This is a genomic window from Nocardia cerradoensis NBRC 101014 (assembly GCF_000308535.1).
In the GTDB taxonomy this organism is placed as follows: Bacteria; Actinomycetota; Actinomycetes; order Mycobacteriales; family Mycobacteriaceae; genus Nocardia; species Nocardia cerradoensis.
This window is the reverse complement of record NZ_BAFW01000060.1, coordinates 1-21,394: the sequence shown is the minus strand read 5'-3', so window position 1 is coordinate 21,394 and position 21,394 is coordinate 1. Positions and strand designations below refer to the sequence as shown.

General features: G+C 69.4%; 20 protein-coding genes and 1 pseudogene. 9 read left to right on the top strand and 12 right to left on the bottom strand.

What is annotated here, in order from left to right:
* Positions 1-11: 11 nt before the first annotated feature.
* Positions 12-1,280: a glutamate-5-semialdehyde dehydrogenase gene (locus ON23_RS07315; protein ID WP_039777088.1), complete on the bottom strand. Its 1,269-nt coding sequence runs from the start codon at positions 1,278-1,280 to the stop codon at positions 12-14.
* Between the two features lie 91 nt (positions 1,281-1,371).
* On the opposite strand from ON23_RS07315, the gene ON23_RS07310 reads away from it, so the two are divergent.
* From ON23_RS07310 to ON23_RS07300, 3 genes are all read left to right on the top strand, one after another.
* Positions 1,372-2,967, top strand: coding sequence for an MFS transporter (locus ON23_RS07310; protein ID WP_039777125.1), 1,596 nt, complete (start codon positions 1,372-1,374; stop codon positions 2,965-2,967).
* 82 nt (positions 2,968-3,049) lie between these two features.
* Entirely contained in the window at positions 3,050-3,508 is a 459-nt protein-coding gene (locus ON23_RS07305) for an SRPBCC family protein (RefSeq protein ID WP_039777087.1), read from the top strand.
* Between the two features lie 50 nt (positions 3,509-3,558).
* Positions 3,559-4,413, top strand: a complete 855-nt coding sequence (locus ON23_RS07300) for a ribokinase (RefSeq protein ID WP_039777086.1) — start codon at positions 3,559-3,561, stop codon at positions 4,411-4,413.
* A 126-nt stretch (positions 4,414-4,539) separates the two neighbouring features.
* Here the strand turns inward: ON23_RS07300 and ON23_RS07295 are convergent, their stop codons facing one another.
* On the bottom strand, positions 4,540-5,103 hold the full coding sequence (locus tag ON23_RS07295) for a TetR/AcrR family transcriptional regulator (protein ID WP_039777085.1): 564 nt from the start codon (positions 5,101-5,103) through the stop codon (positions 4,540-4,542).
* 129 nt (positions 5,104-5,232) lie between these two features.
* Between ON23_RS07295 and ON23_RS07290 the strand changes: the two genes are divergently transcribed.
* Complete coding sequence (locus tag ON23_RS07290; RefSeq protein WP_039777084.1) at positions 5,233-6,921, top strand: nitroreductase family deazaflavin-dependent oxidoreductase; 1,689 nt, start codon at positions 5,233-5,235, stop codon at positions 6,919-6,921.
* Positions 6,922-6,948: 27 nt separating this feature from the next.
* Here the strand turns inward: ON23_RS07290 and ON23_RS07285 are convergent, their stop codons facing one another.
* From ON23_RS07285 to ON23_RS07265, 5 genes are all read right to left on the bottom strand, one after another.
* Entirely contained in the window at positions 6,949-7,827 is an 879-nt protein-coding gene (locus ON23_RS07285; RefSeq protein WP_039777083.1) for a VOC family protein, read from the bottom strand.
* A 28-nt stretch (positions 7,828-7,855) separates the two neighbouring features.
* Positions 7,856-8,959, bottom strand: coding sequence for a ferredoxin--NADP reductase (locus ON23_RS07280; protein WP_083903758.1), 1,104 nt, complete (start codon positions 8,957-8,959; stop codon positions 7,856-7,858).
* A gap of 53 nt (positions 8,960-9,012) precedes the next feature.
* Positions 9,013-9,252, bottom strand: a complete 240-nt coding sequence (locus ON23_RS07275; protein ID WP_039777082.1) for a hypothetical protein — start codon at positions 9,250-9,252, stop codon at positions 9,013-9,015.
* Positions 9,253-9,263: 11 nt separating this feature from the next.
* Positions 9,264-10,406, bottom strand: a complete 1,143-nt coding sequence (locus ON23_RS07270; protein WP_039777081.1) for a 3-ketosteroid-9-alpha-monooxygenase, oxygenase component — start codon at positions 10,404-10,406, stop codon at positions 9,264-9,266.
* A gap of 335 nt (positions 10,407-10,741) precedes the next feature.
* Positions 10,742-11,242 (bottom strand): flavin reductase family protein, encoded by a 501-nt coding sequence (locus ON23_RS07265; protein WP_086006855.1) that lies wholly within the window; start codon positions 11,240-11,242, stop codon positions 10,742-10,744.
* Positions 11,243-11,475: 233 nt separating this feature from the next.
* On the opposite strand from ON23_RS07265, the gene ON23_RS07260 reads away from it, so the two are divergent.
* Together ON23_RS07260 and ON23_RS07255 are read left to right on the top strand one after the other, a co-directional pair.
* The gene (locus ON23_RS07260; protein ID WP_039777079.1) at positions 11,476-12,318 is read left to right on the top strand and encodes an IclR family transcriptional regulator; all 843 of its coding nucleotides are present in this window, start codon (positions 11,476-11,478) and stop codon (positions 12,316-12,318) included.
* A gap of 38 nt (positions 12,319-12,356) precedes the next feature.
* Positions 12,357-12,983, top strand: a complete 627-nt coding sequence (locus tag ON23_RS07255; RefSeq protein ID WP_063821230.1) for a PadR family transcriptional regulator — start codon at positions 12,357-12,359, stop codon at positions 12,981-12,983.
* 31 nt (positions 12,984-13,014) lie between these two features.
* Here the strand turns inward: ON23_RS07255 and ON23_RS07250 are convergent, their stop codons facing one another.
* Entirely contained in the window at positions 13,015-13,677 is a 663-nt protein-coding gene (locus tag ON23_RS07250) for a class I SAM-dependent methyltransferase (protein ID WP_039777078.1), read from the bottom strand.
* A gap of 147 nt (positions 13,678-13,824) precedes the next feature.
* Here ON23_RS07250 and ON23_RS07245 point away from each other — a divergent pair, with 147 nt between their 5' ends.
* Positions 13,825-15,066: a bifunctional 3,4-dihydroxy-2-butanone-4-phosphate synthase/GTP cyclohydrolase II gene (locus ON23_RS07245; RefSeq protein ID WP_039777077.1), complete on the top strand. Its 1,242-nt coding sequence runs from the start codon at positions 13,825-13,827 to the stop codon at positions 15,064-15,066.
* 32 nt (positions 15,067-15,098) lie between these two features.
* On the opposite strand, the gene ON23_RS07240 is transcribed toward ON23_RS07245, so the two are convergent.
* Both ON23_RS07240 and ON23_RS07235 read right to left on the bottom strand, forming a co-directional pair.
* Positions 15,099-15,461: an MmcQ/YjbR family DNA-binding protein gene (locus ON23_RS07240; protein ID WP_051042200.1), complete on the bottom strand. Its 363-nt coding sequence runs from the start codon at positions 15,459-15,461 to the stop codon at positions 15,099-15,101.
* Positions 15,462-15,515: 54 nt separating this feature from the next.
* Positions 15,516-16,427, bottom strand: a complete 912-nt coding sequence (locus ON23_RS07235; protein ID WP_039777076.1) for a TIGR03564 family F420-dependent LLM class oxidoreductase — start codon at positions 16,425-16,427, stop codon at positions 15,516-15,518.
* A 169-nt stretch (positions 16,428-16,596) separates the two neighbouring features.
* On the opposite strand from ON23_RS07235, the gene ON23_RS07230 reads away from it, so the two are divergent.
* Entirely contained in the window at positions 16,597-18,879 is a 2,283-nt protein-coding gene (locus ON23_RS07230; RefSeq protein ID WP_039777075.1) for a LuxR C-terminal-related transcriptional regulator, read from the top strand.
* Between the two features lie 105 nt (positions 18,880-18,984).
* On the opposite strand, the gene ON23_RS07225 is transcribed toward ON23_RS07230, so the two are convergent.
* Entirely contained in the window at positions 18,985-19,839 is an 855-nt protein-coding gene (locus ON23_RS07225) for an alpha/beta fold hydrolase (RefSeq protein WP_039777074.1), read from the bottom strand.
* Entirely contained in the window at positions 19,839-21,002 is a 1,164-nt protein-coding gene (gene hsaA, locus ON23_RS07220; protein WP_039777073.1) for a 3-hydroxy-9,10-secoandrosta-1,3,5(10)-triene-9,17-dione monooxygenase oxygenase subunit, read from the bottom strand. Before hsaA ends, ON23_RS07225 begins: the two co-directional genes overlap by 1 nt.
* Before the next feature lie 185 nt (positions 21,003-21,187).
* On the opposite strand from hsaA, the pseudogene ON23_RS07215 reads away from it, so the two are divergent.
* Positions 21,188-21,394 (top strand): annotated as a pseudogene (locus ON23_RS07215) (hypothetical protein); the annotation flags it as partial.

Here is a 21,394-nt window from a genome sequence, read left to right as displayed (position 1 = left end):
GCCGGGACGCTTCAGCTCGGCCGAATCTGGCCGTCACCCCAGACGATCCACTTGGTGGATGTCAGTTCCGGCAGCGCCATCGGACCGCGGGCGTGCAACTTCTGCGTGGAGATGCCGATCTCCGCGCCGAATCCGAACTGCTCACCGTCGGTGAAAGCGGTGGAGGCGTTCACCATCACGGCGGCCGCGTCCACCCGGGCGGTGAATTCGCGAGCCGCCTTCAGATCGGCGGTCACGATGGCCTCGGTGTGGCCGGTGCCCCACTCGTTGATGTGGTCGACCGCGGCGTCGAGATCGTCGACGACCTTGAGCGCGATATCCAGCGACAGATATTCGTCGGCCCAGTCCTCGTCGGTCGCGGGAACCAGGCCGGGCAGATCGCCGTGGATGGTGACCTGCGCCTGTTCCAGCGCGCCGATCAGGCGCGGAACCGCGGTCTCGGCGATCGCGCGATCGATGAGCACCGTCTCGGCGGTGTTGCAGACGCTGGGCCGGCGGGTCTTGGAGTTCAGCAGGATCGATTCCGCCATCTCGAGGTCGGCGGCGGCGTGCACGTAGACGTGGCAGTTGCCGGTGCCGGTTTCGATGGTCGGAACCTGCGCGTCGCGCACCACGGCGTTGATCAGTCCGGCGCCGCCGCGCGGGATGACCACGTCCACGAGGCCGCGGGCCTGGATCAGATGGGTGACGCTGGAGCGATCCTCGCTCGGCAGCAGTTGCACCGCGTCGGCCGGAAGACCCTGGGCCACAAGGGCTTCCCGCATGACCTCGACCAGGGCCGCGTTCGACCGGGCCGCCGAGGACGACCCGCGCAGCAGGGCCGCGTTACCGGACTTCAACGCCAGGCCGAAGGCGTCGACGGTGACGTTCGGGCGGGCCTCGTAGACCATGCCGACGACGCCCAGCGGCACGCGCACCTGCCGGATCTCGAGTCCGTTGGCCAGCGTCGAACCGCGCAGCACCGCTCCGACCGGATCCGGCAGGCCGGCGACCTGACGCAATCCGGAGGCGATGCCGTCGATGCGCGGCTCGGTCAGTCGCAGGCGATCCAGCAGCGAGGCCGCGGTTCCGCCCGCCTCCGCGGTCGCGATGTCTTCGGCATTGGCGGCCAGGACGGCATCCTTGTGCGCGAGCAGCGCATCGGCCGCGGCGTGCAGGGCCGCGTCCTTCTGCGCGGTCGTCAGCTGTGCCAGCGTCCGCGACGCCACCCGAGCCCGCCGCGCCGCCTCGTGCACCGCTTCGCGCACGGTATCCACTTCGCCGACAGTTCCAGCAGTCATGGTGAACAGCCTACTGACCGGGCCGCGGCCGCCGCCGCCGGATAACCGCCGAACGCCCGCTTCCGGCGACGCCCACCGCTACCGTGTCCTCATGGTCGCCACCATCCGGTTGTCCTCGGGTTCGGGTCGCTGGGTGCTGCTGGCCACGGTGCTGGGCTCGGGAATGGCGATGCTGGACGCGACCGTGGTCAATGTGGCACTCCCCCGCATCGGCGCGGAATTCGGTGCCTCGATGGCGGGTCTGCAGTGGACCGTGAACGCGTACACACTCACGCTGGCCGGGTTGATTCTGCTCGGCGGATCGCTGGGTGACCGGTTCGGGCGACGGCGGATCTTCGTCGTCGGCGTGGTGTGGTTCGCGCTCGCCTCGGCGCTCTGCGGTGCGGCACAGGGCATTCCGATGCTCATCGCCGCCCGCGCGCTGCAGGGGGTGGGCGGTGCGCTGCTGACGCCCGGTTCGCTGGCGATCATCCAGGCGTCGTTCGCGAAATCCGATCGCGCCCGCGCGGTGGGTGCGTGGTCCGGCCTCGGCGGGGTCGCCGGCGCGATCGGACCCTTCCTGGGCGGATGGCTGGTCGGCGCGGCCGGGTGGCGCTGGGTGTTCCTGCTGAACATTCCGCTGGCCGCGGTGGTGGTGCTGGTGGCGGTGCGGCACGTGCCGGAAACCTACGGTTCCGGCGCGGCCGACGGCTCGGCCTCGGCCCGTCCGGCTCCCGAATCCGGCCGCCCGGCACACGAGGGGTTCGACGTGCTGGGTGCGTTCCTCGCGGCACTGTGCCTGGCAGGCATCACCTATGCACTGACCATGGCGCCCGAACACGGAAGCAGCCGGACGGCCGTGGTGGCGACGGCGGTGATCGGCGTACTCGCCGGGGTGGCCTTCGTCGTCGTCGAGCGGCGGCGCTCGGCACGGTACGAGGCGCCCGGCCACCACGGCGGGCCGCCGCCGATGCTGCCGGTCGAGATCTTCGCCTCGCGCCAGTTCAGCGCGATCAACGCCGTCACCTTCGTGATGTACGGCGCGATGGGCGTGGTGTTCTTCCTGCTCGTGCTGACCCTGCAGGTGGTGGCCGGTTTCAGCCCGATGGCGGCCGGGACCGCGATGTTGCCGTCCACCGTGCTGATGCTGCTGTTCTCCGCGCGCTCGGGTGATCTGGCGCAGCGCATCGGACCGCGCATCCCCATCACCGCGGGTGTGCTGCTGGCGGCCGCCGGGATGCTGCTGATGATGCGGATCGGCCCCGACGCCTCCTATGTCACCGATGTGCTGCCCGCCGCGCTCGTCTTCGGCCTGGGTCTCACCCTGGCCGTCGCACCGCTGACCGCGACCGTGCTGGCGACGGCCGACGAACGGCACGCGGGGGTGGCCAGCGGCGTCAACAACGCCGTCGCCCGGGCGGCCGGATTGCTCGCGGTGGCGGCGATCCCGCCGCTCACCGGACTCACCGGCGCCGCCTACACCGACCCGGCCGCCTTCGAACAGGGATTCCGCGAGGCCATGCTCATCTGTGCGATCGTCATGGCCGCGGCCGCGGCGCTGACCGTGGTCACCGTCCGCGACGACGCGCTGCGGGACGCGAGTCCCGAGGCCACACCGCAATGCAAGATCAACTGCGCGGTGGCCGGCCCGCCCCTGGAGCCCCGGCACGCCGAAGCGACCTCCGGCCCGGCCGGCGACCACGAATAAGACGCGCACACCGAAAGCGCTGTGTCCGAACGATAGTCGTGGTCGCGTTGTCGACGCCGCCGGTGAATGATTCGATGGTCGCATGGCAGATATCGACAGGGTGGTGTCGGCGGAGCGCGAAGTCGCCGCGCCGGCCGGGCACATCTTCGAATTGATCGCCGATCCGGCGCAGCAGCCGCGATGGGACGGGAACGACAATCTCGACCGGGCGGAGACCGGACAGCGCGTGCGGAGTGTGGGCGAGGTTTTCGCGATGACACTCACCAACGGGAGCGTGCGCGAGAACCACGTGGTGGAGTTCGAGGAGGGGCGCCGGATCGCCTGGCTGCCCGCGGAATCCGGGCAGCGCCCGCCGGGACATCTGTGGCGTTGGGAACTGGAGCCCGTCGACGAGAGCCGGACGCTCGTGCGGCACACCTACGACTGGACCCGGCTGACCGACGAGGTCCGGCTGCCCCGGGCCCGCGCGACGACGTCCGACAAACTTCTCGGGTCCATCGACCGGCTGGCCGCGCTGGCATCGGCGGCCGACCGCGCCTGACCGCGGCGACGTTCGGATGCGTCCGGACCGCCGCGGGTTACGGTGCGTGCATGGCACGGATCGCAGTGGTCGGCAGCATCAATATGGATCTGGTGACGCGCACGCCGCGGCGGCCGCAGGCCGGTGAGACGGTCCTCGGCACCGCCTTCGCCACGGTGCCCGGCGGAAAGGGCGCGAACCAGGCGATCGCCGCCCGGCGCGCGGGCGCGGCGGTCGATGTCGTCGGCGCGATCGGCACCGACGTCTTCGGCGCCGAACTGCGGAAAGTGCTCGAGGACAACGAGGTCGGGACCGCCGGACTGCGCACCGTCGAGGGGTCCAGCGGAACTGCCACCATCGTGGTCGACGAGACCGGCGAGAATACGATCATCGTGGTCGGCGGAGCCAACGCGGAGCTCTCGGATCTCACCGACGGGGACCGCGCCCTCATCGCCGACGCGGATATCATGCTGTGCCAGTTGGAGATTCCGGTCGACACCGTGCTCGAGGCCGCCCGCTGCGCCCGCGACCACGGCACTCTCGTACTGCTTAATCCCTCCCCCGCCCGATCACTGCCACCGGAGCTGTGGGAGGCGGTCGACATCGCGGTGGTCAACGAGGGCGAAGCGGCGCAACTGGATGCGGAACTCCGGACTGTTCCCCACGTGCTGACCACCCGCGGCGGCGCCGGGGCCGGTTATCGCGGACCCGAGGGCGAGCTCGCCCATCCGGGGGTGCGGGTCGAGGTGGTCGATACGACCGGCGCCGGGGACACGTTCACCGGCGCACTGGCCGCACACTGGCACGAGGGCCCGGCCACCGCTCTGGCCTGGGCGTGCACCGCCGGCGCCCTGGCCACCACCGTCGTGGGTGCCTCCGCGTCCATTCCCACCGCCGCGGCGATCGAGCGGGCACTCGCCGGATAACGCGCGCGGGCGGCAGGGCTGGTGCGAGTCCGAGGTCGGCGCCGGTCCGGCCTGCCCGCGCCACACATCCGGCTCACGACGTCGCAACCACCGCTGCCCAGGCGCGCAGCCGGTACCCGTGTCGGACTACTTCGCGGTATGGCGAGCGATGAGTTCCGACATCTGGGCGCCCACCCGTTCCAGCGGCGCCATCGAACGGGTCGCCAGGGACAGGATCACCGCCCCCTCGAGTGCCGCGACCACCGTGGTGGCCAGCGATATCGCGAGTTCCGGTGCGACGTCCTCGGTTTCGAGGCGTTCGGCGAGAATGGCCTCCCATTCGGTGAAGGTCGCTCCGGCCGCATCGGCCGCCTCGGGCGCCTCCGACCGGCCCAGGGCGGCCGCGACGATCGGACATCCGGCGGTGAAGTCGCTGGTGGCGAGTTTCTCGCGCCACAGGGCCGGGAAGGCGCCGACACACGACGCCACGTCGGCGCCCGCGGTGATCGTGCGCAGCAGGGTGCTGTAGGCGGCGCCGGCCGCACGGGTGGCCTCGGCGATCAGTTCCGATTTACCGCCGGGAAAGTTGAGATACACCGAGCGGCGCGAGATGCCGCTGTGGTCGAGCAGCTGCGCGATACCGGTGCCGGCCACACCGTTGCTGCGCATCAGATCCACGGCGCTGTCGATGAGCCGGTCGCGGGCTCCCATGATGCGACCCCTTTCCTCACGCACCTTGTCCGGTCCAGCCTACCGTTGCCCTAGACCGATCGGTGTACTACGCTGCCGACTATACCGATCGGTATACCTCATTTCCGATCCGCGCCCTGGAGGATAGGCATGACCGGACTGCACGACCCCCTACCCCTGCCCTGTGGCCAGGTGCTGCCCAACCGGATCATGAAGTCGGCGCTCAGCGAGGGGCTCGGCACCGCGGGGCATGCTCCCGACGACCGGCTGGTCCGGCTGTATCGCCGCTGGGGAGCCGGCGGCTTCGGCCTGATCGTCACCGGCAACGTGATGATCGATCGCACCCAGCTCGGCGAGCCGGGCAATGTCGTCATCGACGACGATCGCGATCTCGCGGCTCTGACCCGGTGGGCGAAGGCCGCCAAGGACGGCGGCTCCCCGATCTGGATGCAGCTGAATCATCCCGGCCGCCAAGCCAATCCGCTGGCCACCCGGCACCGGCCGGTGGCGCCGTCGGCGATCGCGCCGGGAGTGCCGGGGCTGCCCACGCCGCGGGCGCTCACCGAAGCCGACATCCACGATCTGATCCGGCGCTTCGCCGACGCGGCGCGAATCGCGGAATCGGCCGGCTTCGACGGAGTGCAGATCCACGGCGCCCACGGCTACCTGGTGTCGCAGTTCCTGTCGCCGCTGGCCAATCAGCGCACCGACGACTGGGGCGGTGACGCGCCACGCCGGGCGCGCTTCCTGCTCGAGGTGGTCGGCGCGATTCGCGCGGCGGTCCAGCCGGGTTTCGCGGTGGCCGTCAAACTGAATTCGGCGGATTTCCAGCGCGGCGGTTTCACGGAGGACGAATCGCGGGCGGTGGTGCGGCAATTGGCCCGGCAACCGCTGGATCTGATCGAAATCAGCGGCGGCAGTTACGAATCCCCGGCGATGATGGGCCGGTCCCGTGACGCGGCGGCGAGTACCCGGGCACGGGAGGCCTATTTCCTCGAGTACGCGGAGACGGTGCGGCAGCTCGCGGCCGCGGTGCCGCTGGCGGTCACCGGCGGCTTCCGCAGCCGCACGGCGATGGCCGGTGCGGTCGATTCCGGCGCCTGCGATGTGGCCGGACTGGGCCGTCCCACCACGGTGTACCCCACCGCCGCCGCCGATCTGCTCACCGGTGGTACGGAAGAGCTTCGGCCGCCGTCGATTTCACTCGGCCTGCGCGGCCGCATCGCCCGCAGCGGCACCCTGCGGGCCGTCGACGGCGCCCTGGATCTGCAATGGCATACCGATCAGCTGCATCGCCTCGGCGCCGGGCTCGATCCGGATCCGGCTCGCTCGCCGTGGTCGACGGCGCTGACCATGCTGCGTCGCAACGGGTTCGACGCCTTCCGGTCCCGGCGCGGAACGGCCGGTGGCGATCGGAAGTCGACGAAGTTCCGGGTCGAGCGCGCCGTCGGCCGCTACCTGGTCAATCCCGGATTCGCCGCACTGGACCGGATCGGTGTGCGATCCACCTTCGCGACCGAACTGGAGACCGTCGGCCGCAAATCCGGTCAGCCACGGCGGGTTCCGGTATCGGTGCTGTTCGACGACGATGGCGCCTGGATCATCTGCCAGCACGGCATGCGGTCGGGCTGGGGCAACAATGTACGCGCCAACCCCTCGGTCCGATTGCGGCACAACGGAACCTGGCGCGCGGCCACGGCCGAGCTGCGCCCCGACGACGATGTGGTCGCGCGGGCCCGCGCCTTCGCCCCGCATCCGGCGCTCGCACCGCTGACCGCGGCCGGATTCGCCGCCCTGCAGACCGATCCGATCTCCGTGCGGGTCACCTTCACCGACTAGGAACCCCGCGGCGGTGCTGACGGCCGCTCAGCCGCGCGCCCATTCGTGGCCCCAGTAGCTGTCGGCCGTCATCTCCTCCGCGACGTAGTCCTCGCCCACGAGCATTCCCTCGCAACCGAATTCGAGGTCCCAGCCGCCCGGGGTGCGGACGTAGAAGGAGATCATCTTGTCGTTGGTGTGGCGGCCGAGCGACGAGGACAGGTGGTAGCCCGCCTTGGTCACCCGGTCGAGCGCCCGCCCGACATCGTCGAGCGCGTCGACCTCCACCATCACGTGCACGATGCCGGGACCGTCGCCGCGGCCGCCGGGAATCAGCGCCAGGCTGTGGTGGCGGGGATTGACACCCATGAACCGGATCCAGATCGGATGGTCGGGCGGACCGACCCGGAACGAGCCGCGCGAGGCGAAGTCCAGCACCTCGGTGTAGAACTGCCGCGCCGCCTCGATATCGGGCACCGGCAGCACGACGTGGCCGAGCCCCAGATCGCCGGAGACGAAACGATTTCCGTACTTGCCGACCACCGGACTGTGGTCGAGCAGGGGGCCGTGGAAGACCTCGACGGTGAATCCGGCGGGATCGGTGAAGCTGATCGCCTCCTCGACGTGGCGCGCGGCGGCTTCGGCCAGGGTCAGCTCGGTGACCTCGATCCCGGCCGCGGCGAGGGTTTCGCGCACCAGCGTCAGCGAGCGCCGGTCGGCGACCTGCCAGCCGACGGCGATCACCTCGTCGCGCTCGCCCGGAACCAATTCCAGGCGGTAGGTGTGCTCATCCATCCGCAGGTAGATCGACGCCGGATTCGGGCCCGACCCTTCGGCGAATCCGATGGTGTCGAAGGCGAATTCACGCCATGCGGCGACATCGGCGATCTGCGCCCGGACATAACCGAGCGAGCTGACGGCGGCCATTTGCACTCCTTGCAAGGGGTCGGGTGGTTCAGGAATAACTGATCGAAACGTCGTCGGTGACCGGTACCGCCTGGCAGGCCAGCACATAGCCTTCAGCGACATCCTCCTCCTCGAGGACCTCGTTGCGGCGCATGGACACCTCGCCGGACACCACCCGGCACACGCAGGCGCTGCATGCGCCCTCGCGGCAGGAATACGGTGCCTCGAGGCCCGCGGCCAGCAAGGTGTCCAGCAGGACCTGGCGTCGCGGCCAGGCCATCCGGTGATTCTCGCCGTCCAATTCGACCTCGACGTGCGCCGAGTCGGCGGGATCGGCGGGGTCGACTACCGGAGTCGCCGCCTCGAACGGATTGCCGGTCAAGGAAACGAACTTCTCCATGTGCACGCGCCGGCGGTCGGCGCCGTGCGCGGCCATGGCGGCACCGACGGCATCCATGAACGGCCCCGGACCGCAGACGAACGTCTCGCGGTCGGCCCAGTGCCGCGCCAGCGCGGACAGTTGCGCCACGCTCGGCAGGCCCTGCACCGATTCCAGCCAGTGCAGCACCTGCAGCCGATCCGGATGCGCCGCGGCGAGTTCGGCGAGTTCCGCGGCGAAGATCACCGACGATTCGTCGCGATTGGCGTAGACGAGCGTGCAGTGCCCGCTGCCCTGTGCCAGCGCCGATTTCAGGATCGACAACACCGGGGTGATACCGCTGCCGCCGGCGAACAGCAGCAGATCCGTGTCCAGCGAGGCCGGGGTGAACAGTCCGGCGGGCGGCAGCACCTGCAAACTCTCCCCGGCGACGGCGTTGTCGCACAACCAGTTCGACGCGTATCCCTGCGCCGTTCGCTTGACGGTGACCTTCAGCGGGCCGTCCTCGTGCGGTGCGCTCGACAGCGAATAGCACCGGCTCACCGAACCGGTGCGATCGCTGGGGATGCGCAGGGTGAGAAACTGTCCGGGCCGGTAGCCGAACCGCTGCGCGTGTTCGGGGCGCGGAGCCAGCTCCAGCGACACCGCGTCCGCGGTCTCGCGCACCACGCGCACGATCTCGACGACGACCGGATCGGCCGCCGAGTCGCGCGGGCCGGTGTCCTCGGGCGCATCGCCCGGCTCACGCACGTCGAGTTCGATCGCCGTATCCATGCAGCACCACCACATCCATTCCTGTGCCGTTCATTCAGCTTCCTGCCCCGCCGTCAGGCCACGGTCCGGCCGCGGGTGCGCACATCGACATCGCGGGTACTCACGCTGACCTGCCCCGACTCCACCGCCGCGTCGATGCTGGCGCGCAGGGCGGCGCAGGTGTGCGCGCCCGGCCCGGACAGTTCGGTGCATGCGCGCATCGCCGACCGGCTCCACTGCACGCTCGTATGCTGCGGGCTGAACTTCTCCACCAGCACGCATGTTCCGCAGGATCGGCACGAAACCTCGTCCATCGCGATGACTCTCAGCCCGCCACGGCCTGCTCGGCCCGCTTGGCGAGGTTCTCCGCGACCTCGGCCTCCCAGGCGGTGACCGCGCGGGTGGTGTCGACCTCGAATTCGAAGCGCGCGGTCATCTCCTCGGAGATGTCGGCGACGTCGGTGTAGAACTGCTCGTACCAGCGACGCAGCTGATAGACCGGCCCGTCCTCCTCGCACAGCAGCGGATTGTTGATGCGTGACTTGCGTTTCCAGATCGCCGCATCCTGTTCGAACCCCTTGCCGAGACCGCCGACGAAGGCCGCCGCGATCTGCTCGGCCCGCTCCGGCGACACGCCTTCCGGCTTCTTCGCGATGGCGCCGTACTGCAGGACGAAGCGGTTCTCGGTGATCGGATAGTGGCAGTTGATCAGATAACCCTCGACCGTGAGTCCGGCACTCTCGCTGCGCAGATAGTCGATCATGTAGGAGGGGCCGTAGTACGACGCCTCCGAATGCAGTGTGTTCTTGCCGCCCAACGCCTTCGCGGTCGCGCCCATCATGTCCTCGCGCGAGATCGACGTCATGTACTGGCTGGCGATATGCCCCTCGAACACGTTCTTGAAGAAGGTCGGGAAGCCGTAGTGCACGTAGAAGAAGTGCGCCATGTCCACGACGTTGTCGACCACCTCGCGGCAGTTGGCCTCGACGATCATCGAGTTCCAGGTCCAGTCGGTCCAGCCGTCGTCGAAGGCGGCGTCGACGCGCGGGATGGTGATGTCGGCGGGCGGTTGCTTGCCCTCCGGATCGTTCCAGACGAACAGCTGCTTGTTCTGCTCCAGCGTCGGCCACGCCTTGGTGCGCGCCAGCGGCGGCACCCTGCGCGCGTACGGGATTCCGGTGCACTTGCCCTTGCCGTTCCACCGCCAGTCGTGGAAGGGGCAGGCCAGCGAATCGCCCTTGACGGTGCCGTCGGCGAGATTGCCGCCCATGTGCGGGCAGTAGGCGTTGAGGACGTTGAGCGTGCCGTCCTCGCCGGCGAAGACGACCAGTTCGGTGCCGAAGGCGGCGACGGTGTGCGGCTTGCCGTCGCGGAAGGAGTCCGCCAGGCCCAGGCAGTGCCAGCCGCGGGCGAACCGGGTGGGCGGTGCGCCGGCGTCGATGACCCGCACTTCGCTGTCGCTGTTCATGATTCCTCCGTCTCGATTGCGTTCGGCCTCGACTACCCGCCGGCCGGACCCGCCCCGGGTGATGACTCGATGCTCGCCATCGGAACGGGGGCCCGGCATGCGAAGTCCCACTGGCCGGGAGATTCGCTCCGCTTATCGGCAGCGATGGGACGCCTCGGCGGTGTGGGCGGGTACGCACGCAGACGCTCGCGTCAATGGCCCTGCAGACGCTCGCGTCAGTACCCCCGCAGACGCTCGCGTCAGTACCCCCGCAGACGCTCGCGTCAGTACCCCCGCAGACGCTCGCGTCAGTACCCCCGCAGACGCTCGCGTCAGTACCCCCGCAGACGCTCGCGTCAGTACCCCCGCAGACGCTCGAACGAGGAGCGGTAGAACAGCAGTGGCGCCTGGTCGGAGTGTTCGGCGAGCGCGGTGACCCGGGCGATCACGATGGTGTGATCGCCGCCGTCGACCTCGCGATCCAGCTCGCAGTCGATACTGGCCAGCGCGCCGCTCAGCCGCGGCGATCCGTTTCCGGACAACTCCCAGTCCACGCCCGCGAATTTGTCGGTGCCGCGGCGGGCCAGCGCGCGGCAGATCTCGTCCTGGTCGTGGGCCAGGATGTTCACGCAGAATCGCCCCACCTCCCGGATGCGGGGCCACGAGGTCGAGGTCCGCGCGGGGAAGAAACAGACCCGGGGCGGGTCGAGGGACAGCGACGAGAAGGACTGGCAGCTGAATCCGACCGGCTCGTCGCCGGACAGGGCGGTGATCACCGTGACCCCGGAGCAGAACCTGCTCAGCACGGATTTGAAGGTCGCCTCCGAGATCTCGTCCACCTGTACTACCGGCTCCACGGCCACTCCTTGTTTCGGACAGACATATAGCTGTAAGTCATGACACCAGGTCGAGGGGAACCCCCGTCAACAGCCAGGTCCGGTGAACGGGAGAGATTTCGGTAGCACTTACGTAGTTCCACCGATTCGCGATCGGTGTGGTGGCAGCCACTGTGATAGGTGACACAAATGCCGAATCCGAACATGCCTAGTCGAAATACTTCTAGACTGCATATGAGCCAACGGAGGTACATATGACCGTCACCGTGCTGCCCTCCGCGGAACGCACCACCACGGCCGCGCATCACGCGACGACGGGCGCCAGGGCTCATCGAGCCGGCGCGCCGATTCCGGTGTCGATGATCGAGCGAATGACGCTGATCCTGGACGCCTTCGACGCGAACACCCCGACGCTGACACTGCTGGAACTGGTCGAGCGGACCGGACTTCCGCGCTCGACGGTCCATCGCATCCTGGATCAGATGATCCGGCTGCGCTGGCTGGCACATTCAGCCGGCGGCTACCGCCTCGGCATGCGCACGCTGGAACTGGGCGGACTGACGGCGGACCACAACGAGATTCGCGACGCGGTGAGCCCGCTGCTGCACGAGTTGTCGCAGCGGACGGGCATGGTGGGCCACCTGGCGGTGCTCGACGGCCGCGAGGTCGTCTACCTGGACAAGGCCGGCGGCCGGTTCGGCGCGGCGCTGCCGACCCGGCTCGGCGGCCGGATGCCCGCGCACGCAACGGCTTTGGGCAAGGCGATGCTGGCGGCGCTGGAACCGACCATCGCCGAGGCCGCGTTCCGCGGCCGGCTGCCCCGGCTCACTCCGCGCACCCTGGCCGACCCCGATGCGCTGCATCGTGAACTCGGGCAGATCCGGTTGCGCCAAGGCGTGGCGATCGACCGCGAGGAGGCCATGGTCGGCATTGCCTGTGTGGCCGCGCCGCTGCGTGGCCGCGGCGCCCCGCCGGCCGCGCTCTCGCTGTCGGGACGTGCCGAGGCGATGAGCTACGACCGGCTGGCCCGGGTCGTCCTCGAGGTCGTGCACGAGGCCGGGCGGGCACTGTTCCCACACCGCACCCGCTGGCGCTGATTTCGGATCAGCATATGACTGGGCGGTATAGTTCGGCGATGACATCTGGCACCGATCTGCCGACCACCTCGTGGGCCGTGCTCGGGATGCTTTCGCATGCGGACGAATTGTCCGGCTACGACCTGAAGAAGTGGGCGGACTGGAGTTTGCAGTTCTTCTACTGGAGCCCGTCGTTCAGTCAGATCTACGCCGAACTCAAACGCCTCGAGAAGCACGGGTACGTCACCTCGCGCACCGTGACCTCCGAGGACGGCGTTCGCGGCAAGCGCATGTACGCGATCACCACCAGCGGCCGGGATGCCGTGGCGCACTGGGTCAATCACTCACCGGTCGAGGCGCCGGTGCTGAAACACAGTGTGCTGCTGCGGGCATGGCTCGGACATCTGGCCGAGCCGGAGCGGTTGCGCGAAATCCTCACCGCGCATATCGATTACGCGGAGAAGATGCGCCGCCGCGCCGCCGCCGACGCCGAGGGGTCCGACGCCAACCCGGATTGGGCCTTCCCCAGCGCGGTGCTGCGCTGGTGCATCCGGCACTACGAGGCGGAGCGGCAACTGGCCGAGGATCTGCTCGACGACCTGGAGGCATTGAACAAGCGCGGGCGGCTGCCCCGCAATCGCGAGGCGCCGCTCGCACCACCGAAGTCGAAGGCTCCTCCGCGCTAGAGCACAGGATCGGCACGCACCGGATCCGTCGCTACACTCGCCGGATCCGGGCCAGCCAGGCGGCGGTATCCACGGTCCCGTCCTCGGCCACGTCCAGCCCGGCGACCTGATCGGCGACCACCGGGGTGACCCGGCCGCGATAGGACGCGGGTCGCAGATCCTCCAATTCCCAACCCGCGTCGAATGATTCACGCAACAGCCGATCACTGATGCGCGGCCCGAAACCCGGATCGGCATCGGAGAGTGCCAGCACATGCACCAGACCACCCGGAGCACACAGGGTGTGCAGCGACCGGACGTAGTCGGCGCGGTTGCCGGGGTCCTCGCGGAAGATGTGGAACAGGGCGCTGTCGACGATCGTGTCGAAGACGCCGAGTTCGGCGGCCGCCGCGGGATCGGCACCGAGCCGGACCGCGTCGGCGACCCGGAAGCGCGCCGCGGGCACCCCCTTCGCGTCGGCGTTGCGCCGTGCGTACTCGACGGCGCTCGGCGACAGGTCGATACCCAGCACGTCGTAGCCGAGGGCGGTGAGCGCGATGGTGTGCTCCCCCGCACCCGTTCCGACGTCGAGCACCCGTCCTCGAATCAGCCCCTGGCGCTCCACCTCCACGATCGCCGGCTGCGGCTCACCGATCACCCAGGGGGCGGTGTCGTCGTCGTAGACGGTGTTCCAGAACTCTGCGGCCTGTGTCATGACCCCAGCGTGCATCCTCAACCGCACTCGAGGTCAACGCCGGCGCCGGGCCCCCGGAATTCGTCGTCCCCAGAATCTCACTGAGCGGAACCCTTCCTAGCGAGGAGCGTTTCGGAATATTTCTATTAGGCATACAGGAGGTGCACGATGACCGGTGAACTCGATTCCATCCAGAACGCACTCGACGCCCTGGCCGCCGGCCGGCCCGTCGTGGTGGTCGACGACGAGGATCGGGAGAACGAAGGCGATCTCGTCCTGGCCGCGGAATTCGCGACCGCGCAGACCATCGGATTCCTGATCCGCCACACCAGCGGCGTGCTGTGCGTGCCGATGCCCGGCGCCGACCTCGACCGGCTCTCGCTGCCCCCGATGACGGCGATCAACGAGGACCCCAAGGGCACCGCCTACACCGTATCGGTCGACGCGGCCGCCGGCGTCAGCACGGGTATCTCGGCGGCCGACCGCGCCCACACCATGCGACTGCTGGCCGATCCGCGCACCACTCCGGCCGACCTCACCCGACCCGGGCACGTCTTCCCGCTGCGGGCGCATCCGCGCGGCGTACTGGGCCGGGCCGGGCACACCGAGGCGACCGTCGACCTGCTGCGCGCGGCCGGATTGCGGCCGGCGGGAGTGATCGCGGAAGTCGTCAACGACGACGGGTCGATGGCACGGTTGCCGCAGCTGCTGGTCTTCGCACGCGAGCACGGACTGCCGATCATCTCCATCGCCGACCTCATCGAATACCGAAAGCATCGCGAGCACACCGTCACCCGCCTCGCGCAGACCCGGCTGCCGACGCGCTACGGCGATTTCCAGGTCTTCGGCTACCGCGACGCCGACTCCGGCGCCGAGCCGGTCGAACATCTCGCGCTGGTCTTCGGCGATCCGTCCGGAACCGACGTTCTGGCCCGCCTGCATTCGGAATGCCTGACCGGCGACGCGTTCGGCTCGCTGCGCTGCGACTGCGGTGAACAGCTCGACGCCGCACTGCGCGCGGTGGCCGCCGAGGGCCGCGGTGTCGTGGTGTATCTGCGGGGGCAGGAGGGGCGCGGCATCGGCCTGCTGAACAAATTGCGCGCCTACGAACTACAGGACGCCGGCGCCGACACCGTGGACGCGAATCTGCGCCTCGGGCTGCCGATCGATGCCCGCCGCTACGGCGCGGGCGCGCAGATCCTGAGCGATCTGGGTGTCGAATCGGTGCGGTTGCTCAGCAACAATCCGGATAAGCAGGCGGGCCTGCAGGCACACGGCATCGCGGTCACGCGCCGGATTCCGCTGCAGACCGACCCGACCGAGCACAACGTCCGCTATCTGCGCACCAAGCGGGAGCGGATGCGTCACCAACTGGCCGGGCTCGACGTCGCCTCCGCCGCGGCGAACTGAAACTCTTTGTGCCGCAACAGAATCAACGAGATTCAGAGCCGATGCTCGGCCAGCCAGCGCCGGGCCCGCGTCGCCGAGGCGCGCGAGAGCCAGGCGTCCTGGACGACCTCGCGCAGTTCATCGAGATCGAGTTCACCGATGTGGGCCCCACGCAGCAGTACCGATAGATGCCCGTCGAAATGAGCGGTGGTGAAGAACGGCGAATCCGGATCCTGAACGAGCGCACGCTTGTCCGATTCCGACGGCACCCAGAAGACGATCACATCGGGATACCGTTCGCCGGTGTCCGGGTCGACGGCGTCCGGGCGCGGGGTGCGGAAGAAGATGAACGACTTGCCCCCGACCTGATAGACCGGATTGCCGCTCGACCCCCGCACCACCGTGACGTGCGGCATCGCGAGGGCGAGTTCTTCCACGTCCTCGATCCGCGCCCGGCGCGCCACGGTCGCTCAGTCCGCCAGCTGGGTGAGCAGCTTGCGGGTGCGCTCGGCGGCCTGCCCGCCGACGAACGGGGCGGCCACGAATTCCGTGGCGCCGGCGGCGAACACCTTCTCGATGCGGGCGGCGACCTGCTCCTCGGTGCCGATGATCGCCAGATCGGCCGGTCCTTCGGCGCCCTCGCGATCCATCATGGCCCGATACGAGGGCAGCGAACCGTAGGCGGCGAAGACGGTGGCGGCCCGCTCCCGGCCGCGATCCACATCGTCGGTGACCAGCACCGGCAGCGAGCAGACCACCCGCGGCGCGGGCCGGCCGGCCTCGGCGGCCGCGGCGGTGATGGTGGGTGCGATGTGGTCGGCGATGGTGGCGGGGCCGGTCATCCACAGCACGGTGCCGTCGGTGCGCCGCGCCGCCAGTTTCAGCATCTGGGTTCCCATCGCGGCCACGAGCACCGGGATCCGGCCGGTCTCCCCCGCGGTCAAGCCGAGGTTCGCACTCAGGGTCTCGCCCTGATACGACACCGGCTGCCCGTCGAGCAGCGGCCCGAGAATCGACAGGTACTCCTTCATGTGCCGGGCCGGGCGGCCGAAGTCGTAGCCGAACATGTTCTCGATGACGATCTGGTGCGACAGTCCGATCCCCAGGGTGAGCCGGCCGCGTCCGACGGCGAGCGCGGTGGTGGCCGCCTGCTGGGCCAGGGCGCCCGGGTGTCGCGGATAGGTCGGCACCACGGCCGTGCCGAGTTCGATGTTCGGCACCTTGCTGCCGGCGACGGCGAGCGCGGTCAGCGCGTCGAGACCGAAGATGTGCGACAGCCACGCCGACTCGAAACCCTCGCCGGCCACCTGCTGCAGTTCGTCGGTCAGGCGCACCAGCGCATCCGGTCCGGTCTGTTCGCTGAGCATGATGCCGATCCGCACGGGGGCCTCCTGGGGACGAGGGGTCTGGGGGTACGCGGCCCCGCGGGACCGCGGCGCGAGTCTCGGTTCGCGGTCTCAGCCTATTCCCGTTCTCACCGTCCGCGGGCACGCGGGACCGACATCGCCGATGTGGTCCGAACGCGTTTCGATCACGATAGGGTTGGCGATCATGGCGCGGCGTGTCACCGGGAATCTTCCCGCCGAGGTCACCAGTTTCGTCGGCCGCCGCGACGAACTGGCCACCGCGAAACGGCTGCTGCCCGCGACCCGGGTGCTGACTCTGCTCGGCCCGGGCGGCGTGGGCAAGACGCGGCTGTCGCGGCAGGTCGGCGCGGCGATGGCGCGCGCCTTCCCGGACGGGGTGTGGCTGGTCGAACTGGCCGATGTGCACGATCCCGATCTGGTCACCCTCAGCGTCGCCGAGGCGTTGAATCTGCGCGACGACACCACCGCGCCGCTCGACCGGCTCACCGAGTTCCTCGCCAGCAAACGGCTCCTGCTGATCCTGGACAACTGCGAACATCTCATCGACGCGTGCGCGGCGCTGGTCGCCCATCTCGTCGCCGCCACCCCGGAGGTACGGGTGCTGGCGACCAGCCGCGAGGTGCTGGGCATCCCCGGTGAACAGGTGATGCCGATTCCACCGCTTCCGGTCGCCGAACACGACAGCGACGCGCTGCTGCTGCTGGTGGAGCGGGCCACCGCGGCGAATCCGGATTTCACCTACACCCCCGCCAACCGCGACACCCTCGCCGCGATCTGCCAGCGCCTCGACGGCATTCCGCTGGCGCTGGAACTGGCGGCGTTGCGGTTCCGGGTGTTCACACCCGAGCAGATCCGCGACCGGCTCGACGACACCATGGACCTGCTCAGCGCCGGACCGCGCACCGCACCGCAGCGTCAGCAGACCATCGAGGGCGCGATCCGCTGGAGCTACGAACTGTGCACCCCCGCGGAACAGCGGCTGTGGCAACAGCTGTCGGTCTTCGCCGGCGGGTTCGACATCGAGGCCGCCGAGGCGGTGTGCCGGCTGCCACCGGGGCCGCAGGGACTGCTCGACGCGCTGACCGGCCTGGTCGACAAGTCGGTGCTGCGGTTGCGATACGACGCTGTGGCGCCGCGCTATTCGATGCTGGAGCCGATCCGGCAATTCGGTCACGACCGCCTCGTCGAACACGGTGACGAACGCCGGGTGCGGGCCCGCCACCGCGACCACTACCGCGGGCTGGCATTGCGCGGACAGACCGCGTACTGGAGTTCCGACGATCTCGCGTGGTTTCGCGAACTGGCTCGCGAACACGCCAATCTGCGTTCGGCCCTGCAGTTCTCGATGCTCGACGCACCGCAGCTGGCGCTGGAGACCGCGACCGTGCTGCGGCCGTTCTGGGAGCATTACCGGTTCCTGTCCGAGGGGTATCGGTGGCTGACCGACGCGCTGGCCCGGAACCTGGAACCGAGCTGGGAGCGGGCGCGGGCGCTGTCGTCGGCGGCCTCGCTGGCGGCACTGCTGTCGGATCGGGAGTCGGCGGCCCGGCTGGCGAGCGAATGCGTCACCGTGGCCACCGATCTGGGCGCCACCGACATCCTCGCCGAGGCGGAATTGGATGCGGCACTGATCGATTTCACCGATGCCGATACCGCCGGTGCGCTGCGCCGCTCCGAGGAGGCCATCCGGCAGGCGCGGGCCGACGGCCATCATGCCACCGAAATGGACAGTCTCGCTTTCGGTTTCATGTGCGCAATCCTGCTGGAGGACCCGCGCGCCACCGAGATGGCCCAGGAGTTCCATGCGCTCACGCAGCGCTACGGGCCGCATATGCTGGGCGGGCTGGCGCTGTGGACACTCGGTATCGATCAGTGGCGGCTGGGTGATCAGGACGCCGCCGACGACTACCTCGGACGCGCGATCGAGGAGTTCGCGCTGTTCGACCGATGTGTCTGGCTCGCGTCGGGCTTCGACGGCATGGCGTGGTCGGCCGCCGCCCGCGGTGATATGGAGCGGTCGGCCCGGCTGATGGGTGCGGCCGAGACGCTGCAGCGCAGTACGGTGCGGCTGGCCCATACGATCACCAGCGCGGTGGGTGAGAAGGTGCGCGACGAGGTCCGCAACGCGCTGGGCGACGGCGGTTTCCGCACCGCCTACGACACCGGTGCGGCGATGACGCTGCCCGCGGCGATCGATTACGCGCTGGGCCGCGGCCCCGCCCCCGAGGAACCGTCGGCCCCGTCCGCGCGCCCCACGCCCGTCGACACCGCGGCACTGTCGCTGCTCACCCGCCGGGAGAAGGATGTGGCCCGGCTGGTCGCCGCCGGGCACAGCAACAAACGCATCGCGGCCGATCTTGTGATCTCGGTGCGCACGGCCGAGACCCATGTCGAGCACATCCTGACCAAACTCGGCTTCACCTCGCGGACCCAGATCGCGGGATGGGCCCGCGACCACGGACTGTGACGAACACGGGCTCGAGCAGGCACGGGCCGGAAACGGCGGTGGCCGCCGCACCCTCGTGAGGTGCGGCGGCCACCGCGTGGTCCGCGCGAAAAGATCAGCGCGCGTTCACGATCCGTTGTGCAGGAAGTCGATCACGGCGCGTTCGAACGCATCCTTGCGCTCGACCTGAACCCAATGCCCGCAGCGGGAGAAGATCCGCAGATCGGCGCGCGGCAGCTGGCGGGCGGGCAGCAGTGCGCCTTCCACCGGGGTCACCCGGTCGTCGCGGCCCCACAGCATCAGCACCTCGTGCTGGATCGCCCGCAAACGCGCCCACAGCGGAACCGGGTCGGCGAAGGCCGGGTTGTAGAAGGTCGCGTAGGCGTCGGCGAGCGCCTTGGTCCGGCGCGGATCCGAGGCCGCGGCGGTACGGGCCGCGATCAGCTCCTCGGTGAGTACCGCCTGATCGAAGACCATCGTCTTCAACCAGTCGACCGCCCGCTCCGGAGTGGGGTCGGCGTTGAAGTCCAGCAGACGCCGAATCCCTTCCGACGGTTCGGGTCCCAGAATGTTGACGCCCACACCGCCCGGCGCCATCAGCACCAGCCGGTCCGCGCGATCGGGATGTTCGGCGGCCAGCAGGGTCGCCACCGCGCCGCCCATCGAATTGCCGAGCAGATGAGCGCTGCCGATGCCGAGCTCGTCCAGCAGGCCCAGGACCGCGTCGACGGCGATCCGCAGATAGTTGCGGTCGTAGGTTTCGGGCCGTTCGCTGGCGCCGAACCCGGGCTGGTCGAGGACCAGGCAGCGGAAGTGCGGAGCCAGCGCTTCGAGGTTGGCGCCGAAATTGGCCCAGCCCGAGACGCCGGCGCCGGAACCGTGCAGGAGCACCAGCGGCGCACCGGAACCCGCCTCGTGATAGCGCAGTTTCACGCCGTCGACGGTGACCCAGCGGGTGGTGTCCTCGACCGTGAAACCCATCAGACCATCCGTTCTGTGACCTCGACGCCCATCTCACCCTGACCGTACATCGCCAGCGCGCGCTCGACGTCGTTGATCACATGCGCGTTGCCGGCGTGGGCGTCACGCCAGTTGCGTTCGATCACATTGGGTTTGCGGATCGAGTGGCCGCCGGAGTTCTCGAACAGCAGATCGATCGCGTAGATCGCGCGTTCGGTACCGCGTACCTGGTCGCGACGGGTCCGCAAGCGCAGCTCGTACGGAATTTCCTCGCCCGCTTCGGCGTAGCGCAACTGCTCGCTGATATTGCGTTCCTGCTGCAGGATGGCGGCGTCGATCTCCGAGGCCGCACGCGCGATCCGCACCTGCGCGAACGGATCATCGGCCACCTTCTGCCCGCCGTAGGACAGCCGGACGCGCTCGCGCTGGCGCCGCAGATGCGATTCGTAGGCGCCCTGCGCGGCACCGATGATCGGCGCGGTGATGGTGTTGGAGAACACGCTGGCGAACGAGATCCGGTACAGCGCGGCGGTGTTCACCTCCTGACCGGGACCCACCAGCGCGGACTGATCGGCGGCGCTGTACGTGCGATAGGCGGGGATGAACGCCTTCTCGACGATGATGTCGTTACTTCCGGTGCCCGACAGGCCCGACACGTGCCAGACATCCTCGATGCGGTAGTCGGCGCGCGGAACCAGCACCGTCAGGTAATCGGCTCCGCCCTTGTCGTTCGGCACCACAGCGCCGAGGAACGCCCAGTCGGCGTGGTCGCAGCCGGAGGAGAAGCTCCACCGGCCACTCATCTCGAAGCCGCCGTCGACGGGAGTCAGCTTGCCGGTGGGTGCGTACGACGAGGAGACCAGGGTGTCGGGGTCCTCACCCCACACATCCTGCTGGGCCCGCGGGTCGAACAACGCCAGCTGCCACGGATGCGCACCCAGCACGGAGGACACCCACGCCGTCGACGGGCAGACGGTCGCGATCGTGCGAATCACCTCGTAGAAGGCGACCGGCGACTCCTCCGCACCACCGAAGCGGCTCGGCTGCAACATCCGGAACACGCCCGCCTCGGTCAGCTCGCGGATCGTCTCGGCGGGCACCCGCCGCTCCTGCTCGGCCGTCACCGCCCGTTCCCCGATCGCCGGGAGCAGGTCCCGCACCCGATCGAGCACCTTGTTCGCCATTACCGGTGTTCCTCCCTGCCTCTGCGCTGTCACGCACTGGGTCGATGCCTCGACGGTAGGGGCGGGTGCGAGGACCGGGCCCGAGAAGTCCCGATCATCGGAATGATTACCGCTCACTCAGCGAAACGCCGCGACCGCTGACCGGGACTTCGCGCAGGCACCTCGCGATCCACTCGTCATGGTGTGTGAACGGCGTCACGTTCGTGGGTGGCGCACGCGAGGAGGAAGAGTCGATGCGGGTCCTGATCACCGGAGTCACCACACCCACCGGTCGCGCGGTGGCGCGCATGCTGGCGGCCGCCGGGCACGACGTCGTCGGAGCCGACCGGGTTCGGCACCGGTATGTGGATCCGCGGATCGAGGTGCACATCGCCGATCCCGGCAGCGCCGGC

Bases quoted from the DNA above. Each gene is read 5' to 3' on its own strand.
- ON23_RS07315 (WP_039777088.1), bottom strand. From the start codon at position 1,280: ATGACTGCTGGAACTGTCGGCGAAGTGGATACCGTGCGCGAAGCGGTG.
- ON23_RS07310 (WP_039777125.1), top strand. From the start codon at position 1,372: ATGGTCGCCACCATCCGGTTGTCCTCGGGTTCGGGTCGCTGGGTGCTG.
- ON23_RS07305 (WP_039777087.1), top strand. From the start codon at position 3,050: ATGGCAGATATCGACAGGGTGGTGTCGGCGGAGCGCGAAGTCGCCGCG.
- ON23_RS07300 (WP_039777086.1), top strand. From the start codon at position 3,559: ATGGCACGGATCGCAGTGGTCGGCAGCATCAATATGGATCTGGTGACG.
- ON23_RS07295 (WP_039777085.1), bottom strand. From the start codon at position 5,103: ATGGGAGCCCGCGACCGGCTCATCGACAGCGCCGTGGATCTGATGCGC.
- ON23_RS07290 (WP_039777084.1), top strand. From the start codon at position 5,233: ATGACCGGACTGCACGACCCCCTACCCCTGCCCTGTGGCCAGGTGCTG.
- ON23_RS07285 (WP_039777083.1), bottom strand. From the start codon at position 7,827: ATGGCCGCCGTCAGCTCGCTCGGTTATGTCCGGGCGCAGATCGCCGAT.
- ON23_RS07280 (WP_083903758.1), bottom strand. From the start codon at position 8,959: ATGGATACGGCGATCGAACTCGACGTGCGTGAGCCGGGCGATGCGCCC.
- ON23_RS07275 (WP_039777082.1), bottom strand. From the start codon at position 9,252: ATGGACGAGGTTTCGTGCCGATCCTGCGGAACATGCGTGCTGGTGGAG.
- ON23_RS07270 (WP_039777081.1), bottom strand. From the start codon at position 10,406: ATGAACAGCGACAGCGAAGTGCGGGTCATCGACGCCGGCGCACCGCCC.
- ON23_RS07260 (WP_039777079.1), top strand. From the start codon at position 11,476: ATGACCGTCACCGTGCTGCCCTCCGCGGAACGCACCACCACGGCCGCG.
- ON23_RS07255 (WP_063821230.1), top strand. From the start codon at position 12,357: ATGACATCTGGCACCGATCTGCCGACCACCTCGTGGGCCGTGCTCGGG.
- ON23_RS07250 (WP_039777078.1), bottom strand. From the start codon at position 13,677: ATGACACAGGCCGCAGAGTTCTGGAACACCGTCTACGACGACGACACC.
- ON23_RS07245 (WP_039777077.1), top strand. From the start codon at position 13,825: ATGACCGGTGAACTCGATTCCATCCAGAACGCACTCGACGCCCTGGCC.
- ON23_RS07240 (WP_051042200.1), bottom strand. From the start codon at position 15,461: ATGCCGCACGTCACGGTGGTGCGGGGGTCGAGCGGCAATCCGGTCTAT.
- ON23_RS07230 (WP_039777075.1), top strand. From the start codon at position 16,597: ATGGCGCGGCGTGTCACCGGGAATCTTCCCGCCGAGGTCACCAGTTTC.
- ON23_RS07225 (WP_039777074.1), bottom strand. From the start codon at position 19,839: ATGGGTTTCACGGTCGAGGACACCACCCGCTGGGTCACCGTCGACGGC.
- hsaA (WP_039777073.1), bottom strand. From the start codon at position 21,002: ATGGCGAACAAGGTGCTCGATCGGGTGCGGGACCTGCTCCCGGCGATC.